This is a genomic window from Sphingobium aquiterrae, from assembly GCF_037154135.1.
Lineage (GTDB): Bacteria > Pseudomonadota > Alphaproteobacteria > Sphingomonadales > Sphingomonadaceae > Sphingobium > Sphingobium aquiterrae.
On the sequence record NZ_JBANFL010000016.1, the window covers coordinates 67,326 to 86,358 of the forward strand.

A 19,033-nucleotide genomic window follows, 5' to 3' on the forward strand; every position below is an offset into this window, starting at 1 on the left:
CCAATGGCGGTGAACAACAACGCCGTCTGAGCAATGTAGCGATGATCCTCCCTTGCGGGGCGCTTGCGACAACTCGTTCGTTGGCCGCTGCGCGGATTGTTCGCGCCATCCGCGCAGAAGATTGGTCAACCGATCCAATCCGGCGCTCTTCCGGAGATTTCGGCTCTATTTCCCGAGCGTCAGCGCGAAGTGTCAAACGGGTGCCGGGAATTGTCTTCTGGATGTCACATGTCGACCCTATCTCCATGCGATTGCCGTGGGGCCGCAGCATGCAATTTCTTGTCGTAGAAGACGATCCGGTCATCGCCCGGCATATCGCCAGCGGGCTCAGGGCGCTCGATTATGATGCGTTCTGGGTCGAATGCGGCAGCGCGGCCGTGTCCGCGTTCGAAAGCGATTCTTACGACGCCATCGTGCTCGACCGCATGCTGCCGGACATCAGCGGCATGGACCTGCTCAGGACGCTGCGGCAGCGCGAGCATTTTCCGCCAGTGCTCATGCTGAGCGCTCTGGGAACGGTCCAGGACAGGATCGAGGGGCTGGAGGCGGGTGCCGACGATTATCTGACCAAGCCGTTCGAAATGGCGGAACTGGTCGCGCGCCTCAATGCCATCGCCCGCCGCGCGACCGGCCCGCGCCCCACCGAAGGATCGCAGCTGAACGTCGGCGGCCTCAGCCTCGATCCCAGCAGCCATTCCGCCTGCCGGGGCGAGGAGGCCGTGCAGCTCAACCGCAAGCTCTATTCGCTGCTCGCCCATATGATGCGGCATGCGGACAAGGTGGTGACGCGCAACATGCTGCTGGAACATGTCTGGGGCTATTCCTTCGCGCCCACGACCAACATCGTGGAGAGCAACATGAGCCGCCTGCGCGGGCGCCTGCAGGATCTGGGGTGCGACCCGATCGAGACACTGCGCGGCTCGGGCTATATCCTGCGATCCGACCGGTGCTGCTAGGCAGGACGGGCGCGGCGGGCCGCAACCATGTGACCAGCCCGCCCATGGGCAGGCTCGCCATCCAGTTCGGCATCGCCTTCGCCCTGGCCATGCTGGCCATGGGCCTCATTGTCTTCGTCGTCGCGGAGGAGCGCATCGCCCAGCGCATCGACAATGCGCTGGACTATCATAGCGCAAAGTTCCTGGGAGATGGCGAGAGGCCCGATCCGGCCCGTGTCGCCGCCCGCATCCTTGAATGGCAGCACCGCAAGGTCCTGAGCGAGCGCACCTATATTCTCTACGATCGCAACGGGCGGCGCATCGCCGGGCGACTGGCCCTGCAACCCCCGCCCACGGGCTTTTCCAACGTGTTGTTCATGGGCGGCGGAAAAAAATGGCAGAAGGGCAGGGCGCTGACCACCCGCCTGCCGAGTGGCGAATTGTTCGTCGTCGTCCAGCATAGCGAGGCGGCGGCGAGCCTGCGGGCGTTTCTGCCCTATGTGGTGGCCGCGATCTTCGTCTCGGCCCTGCTGACGGGCCTTGCCGCCGCCTTCCTGTTCGCGCGCCAGACCGCACGGCGCCTTGCCGAGACGCAGGCCGCCGCGGATGCGATCGCGGCGGGCGACCTTAGCCGCCGGATCGCCACCGCCCGGCTGGACGGCATGTTCGCGGCGCAGGCCGAAAGCCTCAACCGCATGCTCGACCGTATGGAGGATATGGTGCGCACCCAGCGCCATTTCGCAAGCGCGCTGGCGCATGATCTGCGCACGCCGCTCACCCGCCTGCGGGGCATGCTGACGGCCGATCTCGCTCAGGAGGGGCGGCCGCGCATGCAGTTGATCGAGCGGGCGGAGCGCGAATGCGTGTCCATCATCGCCATTTTCGACGCGCTGCTGCGGCTGGCGGAAATCGAAAGCGGCTTTCACCCTTCGGCCATGCGCGACCTGCCGCTGCACGACCTGATCGAGGATGTCGCCGAGACGATGGAGCCGGTGATCGCCGACGCCGGTAGCGAACTGGTGGCGGAACCGTTGGACGCGGTCGCGATCCGCGGCGACGCCAGCCTTCTCAACCAGATGCTCGTCAACCTGCTGGAAAATGTCGCGACGCATACGCCGGCCGGCACGCGCGCCGTGCTCTCGCTCCATTCCCGCAATGGCCGGGCGCAGATCACCATCGGCGACAACGGCCCCGGCCTCGCCCCGGACGAGCGCGCGCGCGCGGTCATGCCTTTCGAACGGGGGCGCGGTACGAGCGGGCGGCGCGGCAGCGGCCTTGGCCTTGCCATTGCGCAGGCGATCGTGCGGTTCCATGACGGCGAACTGGAACTCGCCGACAATGGTCCCGGGCTGCAGGTGCGGATCAGCTTCCCGGTTGCGTTGCCCGCGCTGCTGACCGTGCCGATGCCCGACGCCGCCTGAGCCACATCTGCAGATACATCCAGAAGCCGGACGCCGCGAAGAACAGCAGCGCCGCGCCGCTGGCCAGGTTCAGGGCCAATCCTGCCGGACCGGCCACTTCGCCCGAATGAATATGCTTGAGCCAGTGATTCCATGCGCCAAGCGGCGTGCGTTTCGGCTTTTCGGGCACGCATGTCGGCGCCGGTGCCGCCTTGGCGACAACGGAGGCTGCTGGCGCCGGTGTTGGCGCCGGCCCGCTGTCCAGCAGATCGGTAGCCTGGATGGCAAGGCCGGTGACGGCAAGCAGAAGCACGAAAAAGGCGAAGAAGGGAGCAAGCAGCTTGTGCCAACGGCGCATCGGGCAGATTCCTGGAGTGAAGGAGGGGGCGACCCTTTGCCGCCCCGATAGGCCACGCATATGCCATAATGGCTGTTACAGCCGATGGGGCCGAACATTCTAAATTTGCAATGTTGGCGGATTCCGGCCGCCGTCGTGGTGAGCGTAACAAACTCGTCATGGGCGGAACATAGTCGAACCCCGAACCGCCGGAATGCCGGCGAAAATCGGGGATTTTCAGATGCCGGCCACCAGGCTTTTCGCGGCTGCTTTTGCGGCCTGTCTTCTTGCAACCTCCGCCCAGGCGCAGGTGCCGGTGCCGGCGCAATCCGCCGATGCCTCCGCCGCGCAGGAGGGCGTACAGCTGCGCTGGCTCGATCCGGTCGCGTTCGCGCCCGCCAATGCCTTTGCGCCACCGCCCGCCGCTGGATCGGTCGTCGAGAAGCAGGAGCTGGCGAGGCTGCATGCGCTGATCGCCGCTGCCACGCCCGAGCGGATCGCCCGTGCCCGCTGGGACGGCGAGCATGAAGAGCCCGCCGCCTTCAACGATGCCACCGGCCGCGACCTTGGCACATTGCCCGCCACCATGGCGCTGCTCACCATCATCCAGCAGGAAGTCGAGCGCGTCGCCGCCGCCGGCAAACTCTATTTCGCCCGGCCACGTCCCTATATGATCGACGCCAGCCTGCCCAATTGCAGCAAGGGCAAGGCATCGAAGAAAAGCTATCCCAGCGGCCATGCCGGTTTCGGCTGGTCCATCGGCTGGACCCTGGCGCGGCTGATGCCCGATCGCGCGCCCGCGCTGCTCGCCCGCGCGCAGGATTATGCGATGAGCCGCGAGCTGTGCGGCGTCCACTATCCGTCGGACCTTGAGGCAAGCCATGCCATGGCCGTGCTCGCCGCCGAAAAGATGATTTCCGACCCGCGCCTTTCCGCGCAGGTCGCCGCCGCGCGCGCCGAACTCGGCGCACATTGATCCAGCATATGACCAGACAAGAAACGAGGGCCATCATGACCAAGCTTTCCCTGCGCGCAGCCTTGCTCGCCGCCACCAGCCTCCTTGCCGCGCAGATGCCGGCCCATGCGGCTGCGGCCGGCCCGGCAGCGGATACCGCCTCCGGCAGCGGCGAACAGTCGACCAGCGCCAATCAGGCGGGGCAGGCGAACGACAAGCAGTCGCTGACATCCTCCGACATCATCGTGACCGGCTCCCATGCGGCGGAGGCGGCGCCGATCACCGCCTCGCTGACGACGACGCAGCCGCAGGCGGCGGTCAGCCGCGAACTGATCGACAACAGTGTCGCTAGCGCCGACTTCAACGAACTGATCGCGCTGACGCCCAGCGTTTCGATCAGCGGCAGCAGCAACGGCGCGGGCTTCAGCGAGACCAAGGCGACGATCCGCGGTTTCCAGGATGGCGACTACAACGTCACCTATGACTCCATTCCCTTCGCCGACACTAACAACCCCACCCACCATTCCACTGCCTTCTTCCCGTCCAACACGATCGAGACGGTGGTGGTCGACCGTGGCCCCGGCAATGCCAGCCAGCTGGGCCAGGCCAGCTATGGCGGCAACATCAACATGTATTCGCGCGCGGTGAAGGATGAGATGGGCGGCCAGGCACAGGCCCTGCTCGGCATCTGGAACACCTTCATCGGCCGCGCCGAACTCCAGAGCGGCGCGATCGACAAGCTGGGCGGCGCGAAGTTCGTGCTCGCGGGGCAGTATCTGCGATCCGATGGTGCGCTGACCAACTCGCCGGTGGCCTCGAAGAACCTCTTTGCAAAAGCGGTGATCCCCATCGGCACGTCCAACACGCTGACGCTGCTCTCCACCTGGAACCGCAACCATTATTATCAGTCGGACGTGCTCAAGGGCGCGACCTGCGGCACGGGCGGCAACAAGCTGCCCGACGGCACCCAGCTCAACATCGACAATTGCACGGCGACCTCGCAGATCGGCAAAAATGGGCTGAACTACGGGTTGGGCGACGATCCGACCCAGCAGGATTATTGGAAATACAACCGCACCGACAAGACCACCGACTTCTCCTATATTCGCCTGCAGAGCGATCTGGGCAGCGGGTTCTCCATGGACAATCGCGCCTATATGTATGGCTACACCAACGCCACCTTCTCCGGGAACACCGGCACCGTCGTCACCGGCTTCACCGGCGCGGGGACGGCGGCCTCTCCCTACAAGAAGGTCACTGCGGCGAACGACGTCCTGGGCTATGACAAGCTCAACAAATATCGCGTGCTCGGCTATATCGGCCAGATCAACTATGATTTCTCGATGGGCAGGGTCCGCCTGGGCGGCTGGTTCGAACATGCGGCGACCGACCGCCACCTGTTCGACCTCGACCGCACCACCGGCAAGCCCGCCTATATCGAGAAGTTCGCCGACGGCGTTCCCGCCAACGCCGCTCTGCCGCCGCTCTCGCTCGCCAATGTCAGCTATCTCCAGCATTCGGACTGGAACCAGTATCAGCTGTTCGGCGAATTCGAATTTCGCCCGATGGAAGGGCTGGCGATCACGCCGGGCGTGAAATATGTCCACTTCACCCGCTCCATCGACGCCGCGGTCAACCAGAAGTCGCGCTCGCCGATCGATACGCAGGCGACCTGGACCAAGGCGCTGCCGTTCCTGACGGCCAACTGGCAGGTGAAGCCGAGCTGGGCATTCTATGCGCAATATGCGCAGGGCATGTATGTGCCCGACCTGTCGAGCTTCTACACCGCGACCGACTCCGCGACCGCCCAGGCGATCCAGCAGCAGAACCTCGCCGCATTGAAGCCCCAGACCTCGACCAACTATCAGGTCGGCACCGTCTGGCATGGCGAGAAGGTCTCGATCGACGTCGATGGCTATATCATCGACGTCAACAACAAGATCGCGAGCGACACCTCCACCGGCGCGCCGGCCAATGCGCTCGTCAACATTGGCCAGGTCCGCTACAAGGGCGTCGAGGGGCAGCTCAGCGTCATGCCGGTGCGGGGGCTGACGCTGTTCGCCAACGGTTCCTACAATTATGCGCGCAATGTGCAGACCGACGCCCAGATCGCCAAGGCGCCGTTCACCACCGCCGCGCTCGGCGCCTTCTACAACGATCACGGCTTCCGCATGTCGTTCACGCAGAAATATACCGGCCCGCAATATGCGAGCGAATATGGCGGCACCGGCGCCCGCAACTATCGCATCCAGCCCTATAGCGTTGGCGATTTCGCGATCAGCCAGGAAATCGCGCAAAACTTCCGGATCGGCGCGACGGTTTCCAACGTCTTCAACGATCGCTCCATCACCGCGATCTCGAACGGCAAGACCTATGGCGTGGATGACCAGTTCAACATGCTTCCCCCGCGCTCGTTCATGGTCGATGCGCGCGTGAAATTCTAAAAGCCGGGGTAATCGGAAAGCAGGAGCGGCGGCCGGCCTTCGGGTCGGCCGCCCTTCCATATCGCTCTCATTGGGCGATCTGGGCGTTTACGCCTGTCCTGCATGTTGACGCCTGCGCCGCGCGCAAGACCGCGGCGGCGGTGCTCAGCCTCTCCGGCGAATATGCCGACGATCCGGCCACCGCGTCGCATGGCACCTTCACAGGTCGCTTATTGCGAGAGATGGAGCGTCGCGCGCAGGCCGGGCTCGTTGTCCTCCAGCATGAGCATCCCCTCGTGCAGCGATGCCACGGCGTTCACGAGCGCGAGGCCAAGGCCGCTGCCCGGGCTGGCCCGCGCGCCGTCGAGCCTGCGATATTTGCGCAGTGCCTCGTCCCGCCGGTCGGCCGGAATGCCGATCCCCCGGTCCGCGACGAACAGGTGGATCGCGTCTCTGCCTCGCGTCGCGCCGATCCGGATACAGCCACCGGCGGCGCCATATTTTATGGCATTGTCGATCAGGTTGGCGAGCGCGCGCGCCACCAGCCCACGGTTCCCGTGCAGGTCTAGCGCGCGGTCGCCCTCGGTCACGATCGTGACATGGCTTTCCGCCGCCAGCGGCTGATACATTTCGCACAGATCGCGCAACATCGCCGCCAGATCGAAATGCGTGAAGTCGTTGCGCCCGATGCCGGCTTCGGCACGGCTGATCTCCAGCGTGCCGTCGAGCATGTGCAGCAGCGAATCGACTTCATGCGCGACGGCTTCGAAATGGTCGCGCTGATCGGTGCCGGGCGCAGCGCGCAGCGCCCGGTCGATGCGCGCGACAATGCGGGTCAGCGGCGACCGCAGATCGTGCGCAAGCGCATCGGTGACCAGCCGGTGCTCCTCCACCAGCGTTTCGATCCGTGCCAGCATGGCGTTGAGCGACGTGCCCAGCCGGTCGAGCGGATCGCCGCTGCCGTCGCTTTCGGCGCGGCGGCTGAGGTCGCCGGCGGCGATATGCTGGCCGACGCGCGCGATCGCATCGACCATCCGGTGCATCTCGCGCACGATGATGATGCTGCCAAGGAGACCGATCGGGAAGGCCAGCGCAAAGGCGGCGGCGAGCGCGAGAAGCAGCGCGACCTGCATGTCGCTGCGTCCATCGAGCAATCCGCCCAGCAACAGCCGGTGTCCCGATGGCAATTGCGTGGCGAACGCCAGAAAGCCCTCGTCCTGCGCCTTCCCGTCGCGGCGCAGCGACACGGGGGTCCAATCCCCCGGCGCGGCCAATGCTGCCGGCCATGCCGCGACATTTCCGGCGATCTTCCGTCCATCCGGGCCGACCAGCAGGATCGCCGTCTCATCCTGGTCTCCGCGCCTGGCACGGCTGATCACTGCGCGCGTCAGGTCGGGAAGCCCGCCGCGCTCATAATGGCGCTGGAGATTGCCCTTGCGGTATTCCAGCGGCCTTGCAAAATCGTTCAGGAGGATGCGGTCGATCTGGATATAGACGAAAAACAGGATCGGCAGCATGCACGCCAGGCTGAGCGTCAGGTGCAGCAGCACGAAGCGGGCGGTCGTGGATTTCCGCAGGCCCCGGATCGCGCGAGGGCTCATGCGGCCGTTCCAAGCCTGTAGCCCGCGCCGCGGACGGTGTGGAGCAGCAATGGCATGCCCGGCCCGTCGATCTTCTTGCGCAGATTGCTGATGTGAACGTCGATCACATTGGTGCCGGGGTCGAAATCATAGCACCAGACCTCTTCCAGGATCATCGTGCGCGTCACCACGGTGCCCTGGTTGCGCATCAGGAATTCGAGCAGCCGGAATTCGCGCGGCTGAAGGGCGATTGCCCGGCCGGCCCGTTCCACGCGGGAGGAGAGCAGGTCCATCGTCAGATCGTCGCAGAAGAGCCGCGTGACGGCAGGCTGCGCGCCGGGCGCGGTCCGCCGCAGCAGCACCTCCAGCCGCGCGAGCAGTTCGGAAAGGGCGAAGGGCTTGACCAGATAGTCGTCCGATCCGGCCTTGAGCCCCTTCACCCGCTCGTCGGTCGATCCAATCGCCGACAGGATGATGACGGGGGTCGCGCGCCCCGCCTCGCGAAGGGCCGTGAGTAGCGCGATCCCGTCCATGCCGGGCACCATCCGGTCGAGGATGATCGCCACATGGTCGCCGTGCAGCGCGCGCGCCAGGCCGTTGCGGCCATCGGCCTGCCAGTCGACGGCATAGCCGGCATCGGCCAGCCCGGTGGCAAGGAAATCCGCGGTGGCGGTATCGTCCTCCACAAGCAGGATTTTCCTGGTCATCGCCTGTCCCTTCGCGCTGTGATCGCCATGCCGGGCGGCGATGGCGCTTCGTTATCCATGGGCCACCGGATCGTCACCAGGAAAGCGTCGCCGAAAGGCGGACCTGGCGCGGCTCGACGGGATGAAAATGCGCGTCCGCGACACCGCTTATGGGCTCGCCGGGAAGGCGCGAGACATAGAAATAGGTGATGTCGGCATCGGCGGAATCGAGCAGGTTGAGCATCTCCGCCCCCAGCTTCACCGCGCCCGTGCGGAGATATAATCCCGCATTGAGGAGATCGGTCGGCCGCGCCCGGCGGCTGTCGTCCTCGACCAGCGGGGCCGGGCCCATGTGACGCCACCGCAGCGTGCCGGAAACGCCGCCGCCCAGCCGGAACGCCGCGCCTGCCGATGCGACATCCGCCAGCGTATTGGGAATGCGGTCTTCCCCCGCCGCGGCGCCCCGGAAGCGCGCATGGGTCCATGCGAGCGCGGCATCGAGCGTCAGCCAGTCGGCCGGGCGCCAGAAGGCCGTCGCCTCGATGCCATAGCGTGCCGAGGCGAGATTGGGCTCTGTCGTCCCCGCATCGCCTGAAAACACCAGTTCGGAGCCCAGCTTCAGGTGAAAGCCCGTAAGGGTCAGGTTGAAGCGCCAATATTGCAGGCGCGCGCCGATTTCCGCGCCGCGTGCGGGGACCAGCATGTCGACCCGTGCCGCGGCTTCGCCGCTGGCCGGATCGATGCGGATGGTGGCGCCGCGCGCGTCGTTGGAATGGAAGCTCTCGCCATAATCGGCATAAAGTTCCAGATGTTCGCCCGCGAGCCAGGTGAGCATGGCCTTGGGTTCGAGCATTGCCGCTGCGCCCCGGCCCGCATTGGCGGGCTCCAGCCGCGAACGCACGGCCCAGCCATAAAGGTCGCCGCGCAGCCCCAGCGCGATGCGTACGGCGCGCGTGGGATAGCCGGTGACGGTGGCATGCAGCGCGCCGCTCGATTCCGTCACGCGGTCTTCACGCACCGGGGCGATGGCCACGCCTTTCACGGTGCGATCGATCCCGACGCTGGCGATAGCGTCCAGCCGCGTCTCGGCGCCCAGATCGACACGCACGGGTATGCCCGCGACCCTGGCATAGAGGCCGTGGCCCAGCGCGCCGCCCAGCACCCAGCGATCGTCATGCTGCGCGAATTCGTCGCCCAGCACGGGATCGGCGAGAAAATAGGTGAAGTTCGATACCAGCCGCAGCCGGTAGCGCGTCGCGTACAGCGTGACATGGGTGTCGCCGAATTGCGCATTGCCGGTCAGCCCGATCCGCGTCGTCCTGCCGCCCAGGGCATCGTCGATGGCGCCGAAGCGGCCGATCAGCCCGCTTTCCACGGCGCGTTCGGGCACCTGGTCGGTCGCGCGCCAGGAAGCATGATAGGCGCTCAGCGCCAGGCTCCAATTTTCCTCCGTGCCACCCTTGCTGAATTTTGCGAAGCCATTGAGCTTGCGGAACTTTTCGTCGAGTATCCAGGGGCCGTCGGTGCGAGCCGCTTCCAGCGCCACCAGCAGGTCGCCGTCCGCTACCTCGCTGCTGCCCGCCGCCAGCGCGCGGGCATGGCCATAGCTGCCCAGCGTCGCTTCGGTGATCGGGCGCGGCAAATGGCCGGCGGTGGTGAATTGCACGGTGCCGGCCGCCGTGAAGTCACCGGCGTCGGCGAAATAGGGGCCTTTGCGATAGTCGATCCGCTCGACAATCTCGGGGATCAGGACATTGAGGTCGAGATAGCCCTGGCCATGGCCGTGGGTGCGCAGATTGAGCGGCACGCCGTCAAGAAAGCCGGCGAAGTCCGCGCCATGGTCGAGATTGAAGCCGCGCAGGAAATATTGATTGGCCTTGCCGCTGCCCGAATGCTGGGTGGCGATCACGCCGGGCACATTCTCCACCAGCTCGCCGACGCGCGCCACCGGGCGGTCGCTGAAATCGTCATAGCCCACTGTGCCCTGCGACGCCGAGCGCGCCAAGCCAAGCTGTGGCAGGGCGCGCCCGTTGACGATGATCTCCGCGCCATCCGCCTTGGCATCCCGTGCGACAGTAGGGCTGGCGAGCGCCGCGAGCGGCAGGACATAAGGCAGGATATGCATGGGACGGGCAGGGCCGGAGCGCCGTATCATGCACGCCGCGCGCGCCGCTCCGGGCAATCGCTCAGCTCTGGGGCGTCAGGAAGATCGGGTTGCTGTAGAACCACAGATCGTCCCAGGGATTTTCGCCCTTGGGGTCCTGGCTCGGCTCCAGCTCCTGCGTGCCGGTGCCGCGCACCCGCACATATTGCGGCCGCGCCACGCCCTTCAGCACATAGGTCATCGTCAGATATTCGCCGTCGCGTTGCCATTGCGCGGGCGTGAAGCGATGTTCGACATGCGCGGTCGGATTGCGATCGGCGGAACGGTCCGCGACCGGCCCGGTGACATCGCCCACGATCAGGTCGACGCGCGCCACTTCGGGCGTGCGGCCGCCGGCATTCGCGCCCGCCGGATCGCGCAGCCGGATGCGGATCTCCACATCGTCGCCCGAACGCAAGGGCAGCGTGCCGCCGATCTCGGCGCGGCGCATGCGCGGGCCTGTGGCGACGGCACTGACATCGAGTGCCGAAATCAGGTCGCCGGTGGTCACGAACACGCGGCCCGAGCGCAGCCCGTCGAGGATGTCGGTCTGGTCGGCGCGGGCGAAGACATAGGTCTTGGAATATTCGCCCGGCCAGAAATCGCTGCCGCCGTCGCGCCAGTTGTTGTGCGAATCCGACGTGGCGGTGATCCACCAGTGGCGCCCTTCGCCCAGCATCGAATCCCACAGGCCGCCCAGCCGCGCGGTCATCTGGTCGAACCCGCCCCAGGTCGGCGCATTCTTGTAGCCGCCGCGCACGCCCTTGGGGTCGATCGTGCCGTCGGCATTGAGCGAACCAGCCTGGTGCCCCGGCGCGCCCTCCATGCCCACGGCGACATTGGGGGCGGTGTCGTTCCAGTTGCGGAATTCGGACGGCGCATATTCGCCATAGACGCCCACATCCTTCGCCGAGCGCGCCGGATGGTTGGCGAACACCACCGGCGGCGTCGCCTGCGCGCGCATGAAGCGCAGGGCCTCGATCATCTTCGGCTCGGTGTTGCGCGCCGGATCGGCGGGCCATGCCTCGCGCTTGGAGAAGCGCGATTCGATGTCCCGCAACTGCTCGCGCTCGGCGCTGGTGCGCGGGATGATCAGGCTGCTGTGGTCGCCCGCCGGCGTGTCGAATTCCATGCCGTAGAACTGGAGCACTTCGGGCACCGCCTTTCGCGACGCTTCCAGTTCCGGATAGGCCATTTCATAATCGACCTTGGAATGGAGCGGGCCGCCATGATCGGTGGAAACCATCCAGCGCAGGCCGAATTTGCGCGCCATTTCGGCATTTTTCGGGATCGGATAGCGGCCGTCCTGCGCCAGCACCGGCTTGGGAGGCGCGGCGGGATCGTTCGGGTCCGGCTGATAGCTGACGCTGAACTGGCTGTGGACATGGTGATCGCCCGCCAGCCAGTGCCGCCCGGCCGCGGAGGCCGAGGGATCGGCGCTGCTCGACACGCCCTCGATCAGGCCGCCCGCCATATCATGGGCGCATGCCGCGCCGCTCGCGAGCAGGCCGGCGACGAAAAGGCTGTACCATAGGGGTTTCACAGCATGTCTCCCGAAGCGGGGTTGATGGTCGCCGCATAGACCGTGGCGCCCAGGTAATCGCGGAATTCCACGGTCAGCGCCCCGGGCGTCGACCGGAACAGCGAGAAGCCCGATTGCGACAGCGCGAAGCGCGTGCCTTCGACCGTCGTGACCGGGCGCACCGTCGAGCCGCAGCCGGTGAGGATGTAATGCATGCCGTCCGCGGCGATATGCTGCATGTCGTGATCGTGGCCGCAGACATAGAGCTGCACGCCATGCTGCTTCAGCAGCGGCTGGACATGGGCGATCATGTCCTTGCTCGGCCCATGCTGGCCGCCGGTGCGGATCGGATGATGGCCGAACACCAGCTTCCATGGCGCCCGCGACTTTGCGAGCGCGGCATCCAGCCAGGCGATCTGCGCCTCGGGATTCTGGTCGTGCACATGATGCTGCGCCGTTTCGGCGGGCTCGTCGCGATAGCCGGTGATGATCGGCGGCGTATCGATCATGAACAGGTCGACATGCGGCGCGCCGATGCTGCTGCCTTCGACCATGAAATAGCGGCCCGGCATCGTCCAGCGCCGGCTGACTTTCGAATAGTCGATCTGCGCCTGCGGATCGCCCTTATAGTCGTGATTGCCGAGTACCGCGTACCAGCGGTGCTGGAGCGAGCCGGCGCTGTACACCTCCTCGAACGAGCTTTGCCATTGCGGATCGGTGACCGAAGCGACGCCCGAGCCATAGAAATTGTCGCCGACGCTGACCGTGAAGCGCGCGCCGGTCTCCTCGGCGGCCTTGCCCATCTGGACGGCCACGTCGCGCTGGTGGCCGTTGCCGTTCCGCCCCCAGTCGCCGATGGAAAGGAAATTGAGGCTGGCGGCCCTGGCCTCCGCCTCCAGCGGCGCGAGCGCAGTGGCGGCGGCAGCGGCCGTGAATGACCCCATGAGGTCGCGGCGGGAAATGTCGATCGACATGGCGGTTCTTTTCGAAAAGGGGGAAGCGGGAAAGCCACCGGCCGCGGGCACGCCGCGACCGGTGGTGTCGGGCGCGGGGATCAGAAGCCCAGGCGGACGCCCGCAAGATAGCGGCGGCCGAAGGTCTCATGCTCGATCTGGTGCTGGAAATCGCCCTGATAGCGGATGCCCGGCTCGTTGAGCAGGTTGTTGGCGTCGATGTAGAACTGGACCCGCTCGTTGAGCGAATAGCGCAGCGACACGTCGAGGCGGCTGACATCGGCCCAGAATGTATCGCCGATCACCGGGTCCGAACCGATCGAGTCCAGATAATGGGCCTGCCACTGGTAGCTCACCCGGGCCGAGAGGCCGTAGCGTTCATAATAGGCCGACAGATTGTAGATCAGCGGCGAGGAACCCGGCAGGTCGGTCTTGCGGCCGTCCGGCGTGGTGGCGCTGGAGTCGTTGATCGTCATATTGGCACGCACGCCGAAGCCCTGCGCCCAATCCGGCATGCCGATGCTGCGCAACAGGCCTTCGAGCGGCTGGACATAGGCGAATTCGACACCCTTGATATGGCCGCTGCCGCCGTTCGCGATCGTCTGGAACTTGTAGTCGGAACGATCGACGGTGCCGGAGTTGAGCACGTCCAGCCCGAAGGTCGGCAGCTCGACATCATAGAGGATGTCCTGCAGATCCTTGTAATAGGCGCCGACCGAGAAGAAGCCGCGCGAGGGCATGTACCATTCGAAATAGGCGTCGACGCCCTTCGCCCGCTCCGGCTTTGCCAGCGGATTGCCGCCCGACACCACCTGTTCGAGATCGTCGAACGAGAAGTTCGGGCGAAGCTGGTCATAGTCGGGCCGCGCCGCACCCGTGTTGAACGAGAGGCGGAACTTCATGTCGTGGTTGATATCCCAGTTGATATGCACGCTGGGATAGACCGAGACATCGCTGCTCGCGACATGCGTGGGAATATAGCCGTCGTCGGTCTGCGACAGCGCGTCGCCGGTGTTGCGCACCTTTTCGACCCGGGCGCCGTAGACGATGTTGCCCCAGTTGAAATAGGTGGTTCCCATCAGATAGGCGGCGGCCACCTCCTCGCTGACTTCGTAGTTGTTCTGCTCGCTCGTGTCGGCCTGGACATGGGCGATGCCCTTGTCGATGTAGCTGTCGAACAGCGCCTGGCCGAGGTCGTTCGAGAAATATTTGAAGCCATAGCCGAGCGGCAGCTTGCCCTTGTACGGATCGTCGATGCTGATCGTGCCCTGTGTCGGGATCGGCAGGCCGGCGCTCTTGAGGTCCGCGGCGGTGACTTCCAGCACGGTGCTGTCGGACCGCTTGGTGCGCTTGTCATATTCGGCGCCGAAACGCAGCTCGGTGTCCGCGCCGAACAGCGACAGGTCGTGCTCCACGTCCATCCGCGCGGTATAGGCGTTGGTCCGGTCGAGCTGGCGGTTGCGCGTCATGCTCGCGAAATCCAGTTCGTCCGGCGCGATAGAGGGGCGCGCGGCGCCGGTGCTGAACGTGCCGTCCGCATTCTTGACCGTGTCGAACAGATGCACCTGGGCGAAGTTCGGGTTGGTGAAGTCATAGACGAGCGTCGGGCGCCTGGTGAAATCCTTGGGGCTCTGCCACGCGGATTCGAACGGCGGTTTGCTCGAATCGTCGGCGCGCGTGTAGTTGAGCCGCCAGTCGACCTTCCAGGTGTCGAACTCCTGGGTGCCGCCCAGCGTGTTGGTGAAGATGCTCTGGCGCGAGGAATTGCTGTTGAGCGTGCTTTCGATCTCCGCGCCGTGCAACGTGCCCTGCAGGGGCGTGTTGCCGGTGCGGATGTCGGCATAGCCGGTGCGCGGCTTGGAGGCGGGCGAGCTGGTGTCGGTGGTCTTCACCGCATCCTGGTCAAGGTCGAACACTTCGGCGTTGCGCAGCTCGTCGTCGCGGAACTGGGTGTAGATGGAACTCAGGAACACCCGGCTGCGATTGCCCGGGCGCCATTCGATGCGGCCCGAATAGGATGTGTTGGACCGTTTCAGGCGATAGAGCTTGTTCTGGGTCTTCGCATTCCACACGCGGTTCTCATGGCCGGGCTCAAGGTCTTCCGGCGCGATTTCCCAGCTATTCTCGAAATTGTCGGTCACCATGTCGCGCTGGTAGCGCGAGGCGGACAGCAGCACGCCGATCGTGTCGTGCGCGAAGCGATCCGACACGAAGCCGCCGATATTATACTGCTTGCCCTGGCCCAGGTCATTATAGCCATAGGCGATATCGGTGGCGACCTTCAGGCCCGGATAGTCGAACGGGCTGCGGGTGATGACGTCGACATTGCCCGCGACGGTTTCGCCCGGCATGTCGGCGGTCACGGCCTTGCGCACCACCACCTTGCTCGCGATCGCCGAGGGGATGGTGTCGAAGCGCGCTTCGCGGCCGGCCGGGCTGATCACGTTCACGCCGTCGAACGCCAGCGTCGTCCAGTAGGAGGGCGAGCCGCGCAGGCTGATATAGCGCTCCTGGCCCTGGTCGCGGCCCACGCTCACGCCCGGCAGGCGGCTGAGCGCGGCGGCGATATTCTGGTCGGGGAAGCGACCGATGCTGTCCGCCGCGATCACGTCGACCAGCGAGGTGGACGCGCGCTTGAGCTGGATGGCGGCTTCTTCCGATTCCGCGATCGGATTGCGGCCGCTGACCACGATGTCGCCATTGGCGGCGGGCGGCACCAGCGCGGCCTCCACCATGGCCGTATGGCCCTCGACAACCGTCACTTCGACGGTCTTCGTCTCCATGCCGAAATAGGAAATGGTGAGATGCTGTTGCCCGGCCGGCACGCGCTGCAGGAAGAAGCGGCCGGCGGAATCGGTCACGCCCACCACGTCGAGGCCGACGACACGGACTTCGGCGCCCTGCAGGAAGAGGCCGGAACTGTTGCTGACGATACCGCTCACCTGGCCTTCATTGGCGGCGGCATCGGGGAGCGGCATGCTGGCGGCATCGGGGCTTGCAGGGGTGGCGGCGTGCGCCATGCCCGGCAGCGCAATGGCGATGGCGGCGGCGCCGAGCAGCAATTCGTTGCGGCGGCGGAAACGGAATATCGACATGACAAAATTCCCCCTTGTCCCCGGCGACCCGTTCACCGGGGGGACGTTTGGCTTCAGACATGAATGAAATGCCGCTTGGTGCGGCTATGCCTTTGCTGCTCTGGAAAGACGAAATGCCTCCCCATCGCCGCACAGCTATCCAATCCCATTTTGAACCGTAGAATATCGCGAAAATCCTGTAGTATAATGGGCAGGATGGATCGCAATATTAAGCGGAACTACATGGATATTTTTATTATATGTATCGCAAGATGTTGATATTTATGTCTGTAATTGCGATAAATTGTCTGTTGCATGGGTCAATTATGGTTGGAACATGACAGCTCTATGAAATGCGTCCGGCATTAATAATAATTAATGCCGGCCGGCAAAGCCCGCGGGGAACGGCCTTAAATCGACGCCGGCCCGGCAAAGGGCGGCATTGCGCGCCTTGCACCCATTTTCAGGCGGGCGTTTTTGCAGCCTGTTCGCTCTGGCTGTCAGGTCTTTCGATATCGAGCAGATAGGCCTTCGCCTTCAGGCCCCCGGCAAAGCCGGTGAGCGCGCCGCCCTTGCCGATCACCCGGTGGCAGGGGGCGATGATCGAGATGGGGTTGCGCCCGTTGGCGGCGCCCACGGCGCGGCAGGCGGCCGGCTTGCCGATGGCCTGTGCGATGTCCGCATAGCTGCGCGTTTCGCCGAAGGGGATCGCCAGCAATGCCGACCACACCTGTTTCTGGAAATCGGTGCCGTGGAAATCGAGCGGCAGGTCGAACGCCCGCCGCCTGCCGGCAAAATAGTCGGCCAGCTGCTGCCGGGTCTCCACAAGGATCGGGTGGTTGCGATCCTGCGTCAGCGGGTCGAGCCGGACCCGCTTGGGATCGTCATCCTCCCACAGGATCGCCGCCAGCCCCCGCTCGCTCGCAATGAGGGTGAGTATCCCGACGGGCGAGGGGATTGTCGTGAAAACATAGGTCATCTGCCGTTTCCTTTACAGTGGTTCCAGACAGATAGGGAGAATCGGGCGATGGGGCTTCCTGTCGGTTGCGGTCAAAGATTCTCCCATGCGGCGCGGCATGTCCGGGCGAAGGGATGCCTGTATAATGGGTGCCTTCCCTGTGCAAAAGCGCCGTCCTCCGGGCGCAATCGGTCTCACGGGCCATATTTTCCGTCGATTTTCGCAGATCGTCCATGGATATCCTGCGCGAGGCCCGCTATGCGAACCCCTCTTCAACAGAGGAAGTTACAGCATATGAACAACAGCGATCTCGCCGACAGCATTGCCACGACCCACAGCCTGACCAAGGCTGATGCGCGCAAGCTGGTCGATGGCCTGCTTTCTGCCATCGCCGATGCCGCAGCCCAGGGCGAGGAAATCTCGCTCAACGGTTTCGGCAAGTTCAAGGTCAAGGACACGCCGGCCCGCGAAGGCCGCAACCCCGCGACCGGCGCGACCATCCAGATCGCAGCAGCCCGCAAGCTGGCCTTCACGCCTGCCAAGGCCCTGAAGGACAAGCTGAACGGCTGATCCCCTTGAGCGCTGACTCGGTCAGGGCCTTTTTCCAGGAAAAGGCCCCCGACATCGCAGTCATCGACCAGGGCGTCAGTACGGCGACCGTGGCGGAAGCCGCGGTCGCCCTTGGCGTCTTGCCGGCGCAGATCGCCAAGACGCTTTCGATCCGCATCAAGGATCAGGTCATGCTGGTGGTCGCCCGTGGCGATGCCCGGCTCGACAATCGCAAGACCAGGGATGCCTTTGGCGCGCGGCCCCGGATGCTGGGCGCCGACGAGGTCGAGGCGATCACCGGCCATCCGGTCGGCGGCGTCTGCCCCTTCGGGCTGGCCACGCCCATTCCCGTCTATTGCGACATCTCCCTGCGCGCCTTTGCGGATATCTATCCCGCCGCGGGATCGCGCACGACCTCCGTCCGCCTGACACCGGAGCGCCTGGCGTCGCTGGTCGATGCGACCTGGGTCGATCTGTGCGTGCCGCCGGGCTCAGCGCTCCGCGTTGACTGAATCCAGCGTCGCATCGTCCGGCCGTCGGGCATGGACGCGGTGCGGCGCGCTGACATCGGTGCGCAGGCTGATCTCGTTATGCGCCTTGGCCTGGCGGACATTGCTGCCCGCCGGCACGCTGTTGGTCAGCCACACATTGCCGCCGATCACGGACCCACGGCCCACGATCACCCGGCCCAGCACCGTCGCGCCGGCATAGATGACGACATCGTCCTCCACGATCGGATGCCGGGGTGCGGCCTTTTCCAGCACACCATTGTCGTCCGCGGGGAAGCTGCGCGCGCCCAGCGTGACGCCCTGATACAGGCGCACGCGATCGCCGATGATCGCGGTTTCGCCGATGACCACGCCGGTCCCGTGATCGATAAAGAAGCTCTGGCCGATCGTCGCGCCGGGATGGATGTCTATGCCGGTCCGTGAATGCGCGATTTCCGAGATGATCCGGGCCACGAGCGGCGCGCCGAGGCGATGGAGCTGGTGCGCCAGCCGGTGATGGATGATCGCGAGCATGGACGGATAGCAGATGAGCACTTCGTCGACGCTGCGCGCGGCGGGATCGCCCTGGAAGGCGGCCTCCACATCGGTGTCGAGCAGCGTGCGCAGGGCGGGCAGCTGCGCCGCGAACATGCCGATGATGCGCGCGGCCTCCGCATCCACGGTCTGTTGCGGCGAATCGCGCAGCGCATAGATCAGCTCCAGCCGGATCTGGCCGTACAGGCGGCTGAGCGCGGTCTGCAGCGTCTGCGCGACAAAGGCATCCTCATTGTCGATCCGCACGAAGCTGGGGCCAAGGCGCAGAGGGAATAGCGCGCCGCACAGCGACATCATGATCTTGGTCAGGTTGGCGCGGGAGGGGAAGCCCTCCGCGCCATATTCGGCATGGTGCCGCTGGGCCTGCCGCCAGCGCGCCCGCGCCGCGCCCAGGTCGGCCACCAGCCGGTCGATGTCCCAATAGCCTCCTTCGGGGATGTCGCCCTCGTCGTCCGTCATGTGCAGCCTCATATCG

15 protein-coding genes are annotated in these 19,033 nt (G+C 65.4%); 6 read left to right on the forward strand and 9 right to left on the reverse strand.

Going from position 1 to position 19,033, the window contains the following annotated elements; all coding sequences use genetic code 11:
* Window positions 1-269 precede the first annotated feature (269 nt).
* On the forward strand, window positions 270-956 hold the full coding sequence (locus tag WFP78_RS16920; protein ID WP_336964962.1) for a response regulator transcription factor: 687 nt from the start codon (window positions 270-272) through the stop codon (window positions 954-956).
* 29 nt (window positions 957-985) lie between these two features.
* Complete coding sequence (locus tag WFP78_RS16925; protein ID WP_336964965.1) at window positions 986-2,356, forward strand: sensor histidine kinase; 1,371 nt, start codon at window positions 986-988, stop codon at window positions 2,354-2,356.
* Here the strand turns inward: WFP78_RS16925 and WFP78_RS16930 are convergent.
* A complete protein-coding gene (locus tag WFP78_RS16930; protein ID WP_336964967.1) occupies window positions 2,298-2,693 on the reverse strand; it encodes a PepSY domain-containing protein in 396 nt (131 codons plus the stop codon). The genes WFP78_RS16925 and WFP78_RS16930 overlap by 59 nt on opposite strands.
* A gap of 220 nt (window positions 2,694-2,913) precedes the next feature.
* On the opposite strand from WFP78_RS16930, the gene WFP78_RS16935 reads away from it, so the two are divergent.
* On the forward strand, window positions 2,914-3,648 hold the full coding sequence (locus WFP78_RS16935; RefSeq protein ID WP_336964970.1) for a phosphatase PAP2 family protein: 735 nt from the start codon (window positions 2,914-2,916) through the stop codon (window positions 3,646-3,648).
* Between the two features lie 35 nt (window positions 3,649-3,683).
* Window positions 3,684-6,071 carry a TonB-dependent receptor gene (locus tag WFP78_RS16940; RefSeq protein WP_336964972.1) on the forward strand — a complete coding sequence of 796 codons (2,388 nt, stop codon included), beginning with the start codon at window positions 3,684-3,686 and terminating at the stop codon, window positions 6,069-6,071.
* Window positions 6,072-6,280: 209 nt separating this feature from the next.
* Here the strand turns inward: WFP78_RS16940 and WFP78_RS16945 are convergent, their stop codons facing one another.
* From WFP78_RS16945 to WFP78_RS16975, 7 genes are all read right to left on the reverse strand, one after another.
* Complete coding sequence (locus WFP78_RS16945) at window positions 6,281-7,651, reverse strand: sensor histidine kinase (RefSeq protein ID WP_336964975.1); 1,371 nt, start codon at window positions 7,649-7,651, stop codon at window positions 6,281-6,283.
* Window positions 7,648-8,337 (reverse strand): response regulator transcription factor, encoded by a 690-nt coding sequence (locus WFP78_RS16950; RefSeq protein WP_336964978.1) that lies wholly within the window; start codon window positions 8,335-8,337, stop codon window positions 7,648-7,650. Before WFP78_RS16950 ends, WFP78_RS16945 begins: the two co-directional genes overlap by 4 nt.
* 73 nt (window positions 8,338-8,410) lie before the next feature.
* On the reverse strand, window positions 8,411-10,441 hold the full coding sequence (locus WFP78_RS16955) for a TonB-dependent receptor (protein WP_336964981.1): 2,031 nt from the start codon (window positions 10,439-10,441) through the stop codon (window positions 8,411-8,413).
* 61 nt (window positions 10,442-10,502) lie between these two features.
* Window positions 10,503-12,002: a phosphoesterase gene (locus WFP78_RS16960; protein WP_336964984.1), complete on the reverse strand. Its 1,500-nt coding sequence runs from the start codon at window positions 12,000-12,002 to the stop codon at window positions 10,503-10,505.
* Entirely contained in the window at window positions 11,999-12,955 is a 957-nt protein-coding gene (locus tag WFP78_RS16965; RefSeq protein WP_336964987.1) for a purple acid phosphatase family protein, read from the reverse strand. The genes WFP78_RS16960 and WFP78_RS16965 overlap by 4 nt, the downstream gene beginning before the upstream one ends.
* 80 nt (window positions 12,956-13,035) lie before the next feature.
* A complete protein-coding gene (locus WFP78_RS16970; RefSeq protein WP_336964989.1) occupies window positions 13,036-16,029 on the reverse strand; it encodes a TonB-dependent receptor in 2,994 nt (997 codons plus the stop codon).
* 442 nt (window positions 16,030-16,471) lie between these two features.
* A complete protein-coding gene (locus WFP78_RS16975; protein ID WP_336964992.1) occupies window positions 16,472-16,987 on the reverse strand; it encodes a methylated-DNA--[protein]-cysteine S-methyltransferase in 516 nt (171 codons plus the stop codon).
* Between the two features lie 273 nt (window positions 16,988-17,260).
* Here WFP78_RS16975 and WFP78_RS16980 point away from each other — a divergent pair, with 273 nt between their 5' ends.
* Together WFP78_RS16980 and WFP78_RS16985 are read left to right on the forward strand one after the other, a co-directional pair.
* Window positions 17,261-17,536 (forward strand): HU family DNA-binding protein, encoded by a 276-nt coding sequence (locus tag WFP78_RS16980; protein ID WP_336964993.1) that lies wholly within the window; start codon window positions 17,261-17,263, stop codon window positions 17,534-17,536.
* A gap of 5 nt (window positions 17,537-17,541) precedes the next feature.
* A complete protein-coding gene (locus WFP78_RS16985; RefSeq protein ID WP_336964996.1) occupies window positions 17,542-18,027 on the forward strand; it encodes a YbaK/EbsC family protein in 486 nt (161 codons plus the stop codon).
* Here the strand turns inward: WFP78_RS16985 and epsC are convergent.
* Complete coding sequence (gene epsC / locus WFP78_RS16990; RefSeq protein WP_336964999.1) at window positions 18,007-19,017, reverse strand: serine O-acetyltransferase EpsC; 1,011 nt, start codon at window positions 19,015-19,017, stop codon at window positions 18,007-18,009. The two genes, WFP78_RS16985 and epsC, sit on opposite strands and share 21 nt — an antisense overlap.
* Between the last annotated feature and the right edge of the window lie 16 nt (window positions 19,018-19,033).

What these genes read in the sequence shown, in the direction of transcription:
- WFP78_RS16920 (WP_336964962.1), top strand. Translation starts at nt 270, where the DNA reads ATGCAATTTCTTGTCGTAGAAGACGATCCGGTCATCGCCCGGCATATC.
- WFP78_RS16930 (WP_336964967.1), bottom strand. Translation starts at nt 2,693, where the DNA reads ATGCGCCGTTGGCACAAGCTGCTTGCTCCCTTCTTCGCCTTTTTCGTG.
- WFP78_RS16935 (WP_336964970.1), top strand. Translation starts at nt 2,914, where the DNA reads ATGCCGGCCACCAGGCTTTTCGCGGCTGCTTTTGCGGCCTGTCTTCTT.
- WFP78_RS16940 (WP_336964972.1), top strand. Translation starts at nt 3,684, where the DNA reads ATGACCAAGCTTTCCCTGCGCGCAGCCTTGCTCGCCGCCACCAGCCTC.
- WFP78_RS16945 (WP_336964975.1), bottom strand. Translation starts at nt 7,651, where the DNA reads ATGAGCCCTCGCGCGATCCGGGGCCTGCGGAAATCCACGACCGCCCGC.
- WFP78_RS16950 (WP_336964978.1), bottom strand. Translation starts at nt 8,337, where the DNA reads ATGACCAGGAAAATCCTGCTTGTGGAGGACGATACCGCCACCGCGGAT.
- WFP78_RS16955 (WP_336964981.1), bottom strand. Translation starts at nt 10,441, where the DNA reads ATGCATATCCTGCCTTATGTCCTGCCGCTCGCGGCGCTCGCCAGCCCT.
- WFP78_RS16965 (WP_336964987.1), bottom strand. Translation starts at nt 12,955, where the DNA reads ATGTCGATCGACATTTCCCGCCGCGACCTCATGGGGTCATTCACGGCC.
- WFP78_RS16970 (WP_336964989.1), bottom strand. Translation starts at nt 16,029, where the DNA reads ATGTCGATATTCCGTTTCCGCCGCCGCAACGAATTGCTGCTCGGCGCC.
- WFP78_RS16975 (WP_336964992.1), bottom strand. Translation starts at nt 16,987, where the DNA reads ATGACCTATGTTTTCACGACAATCCCCTCGCCCGTCGGGATACTCACC.
- WFP78_RS16980 (WP_336964993.1), top strand. Translation starts at nt 17,261, where the DNA reads ATGAACAACAGCGATCTCGCCGACAGCATTGCCACGACCCACAGCCTG.
- epsC (WP_336964999.1), bottom strand. Translation starts at nt 19,017, where the DNA reads ATGACGGACGACGAGGGCGACATCCCCGAAGGAGGCTATTGGGACATC.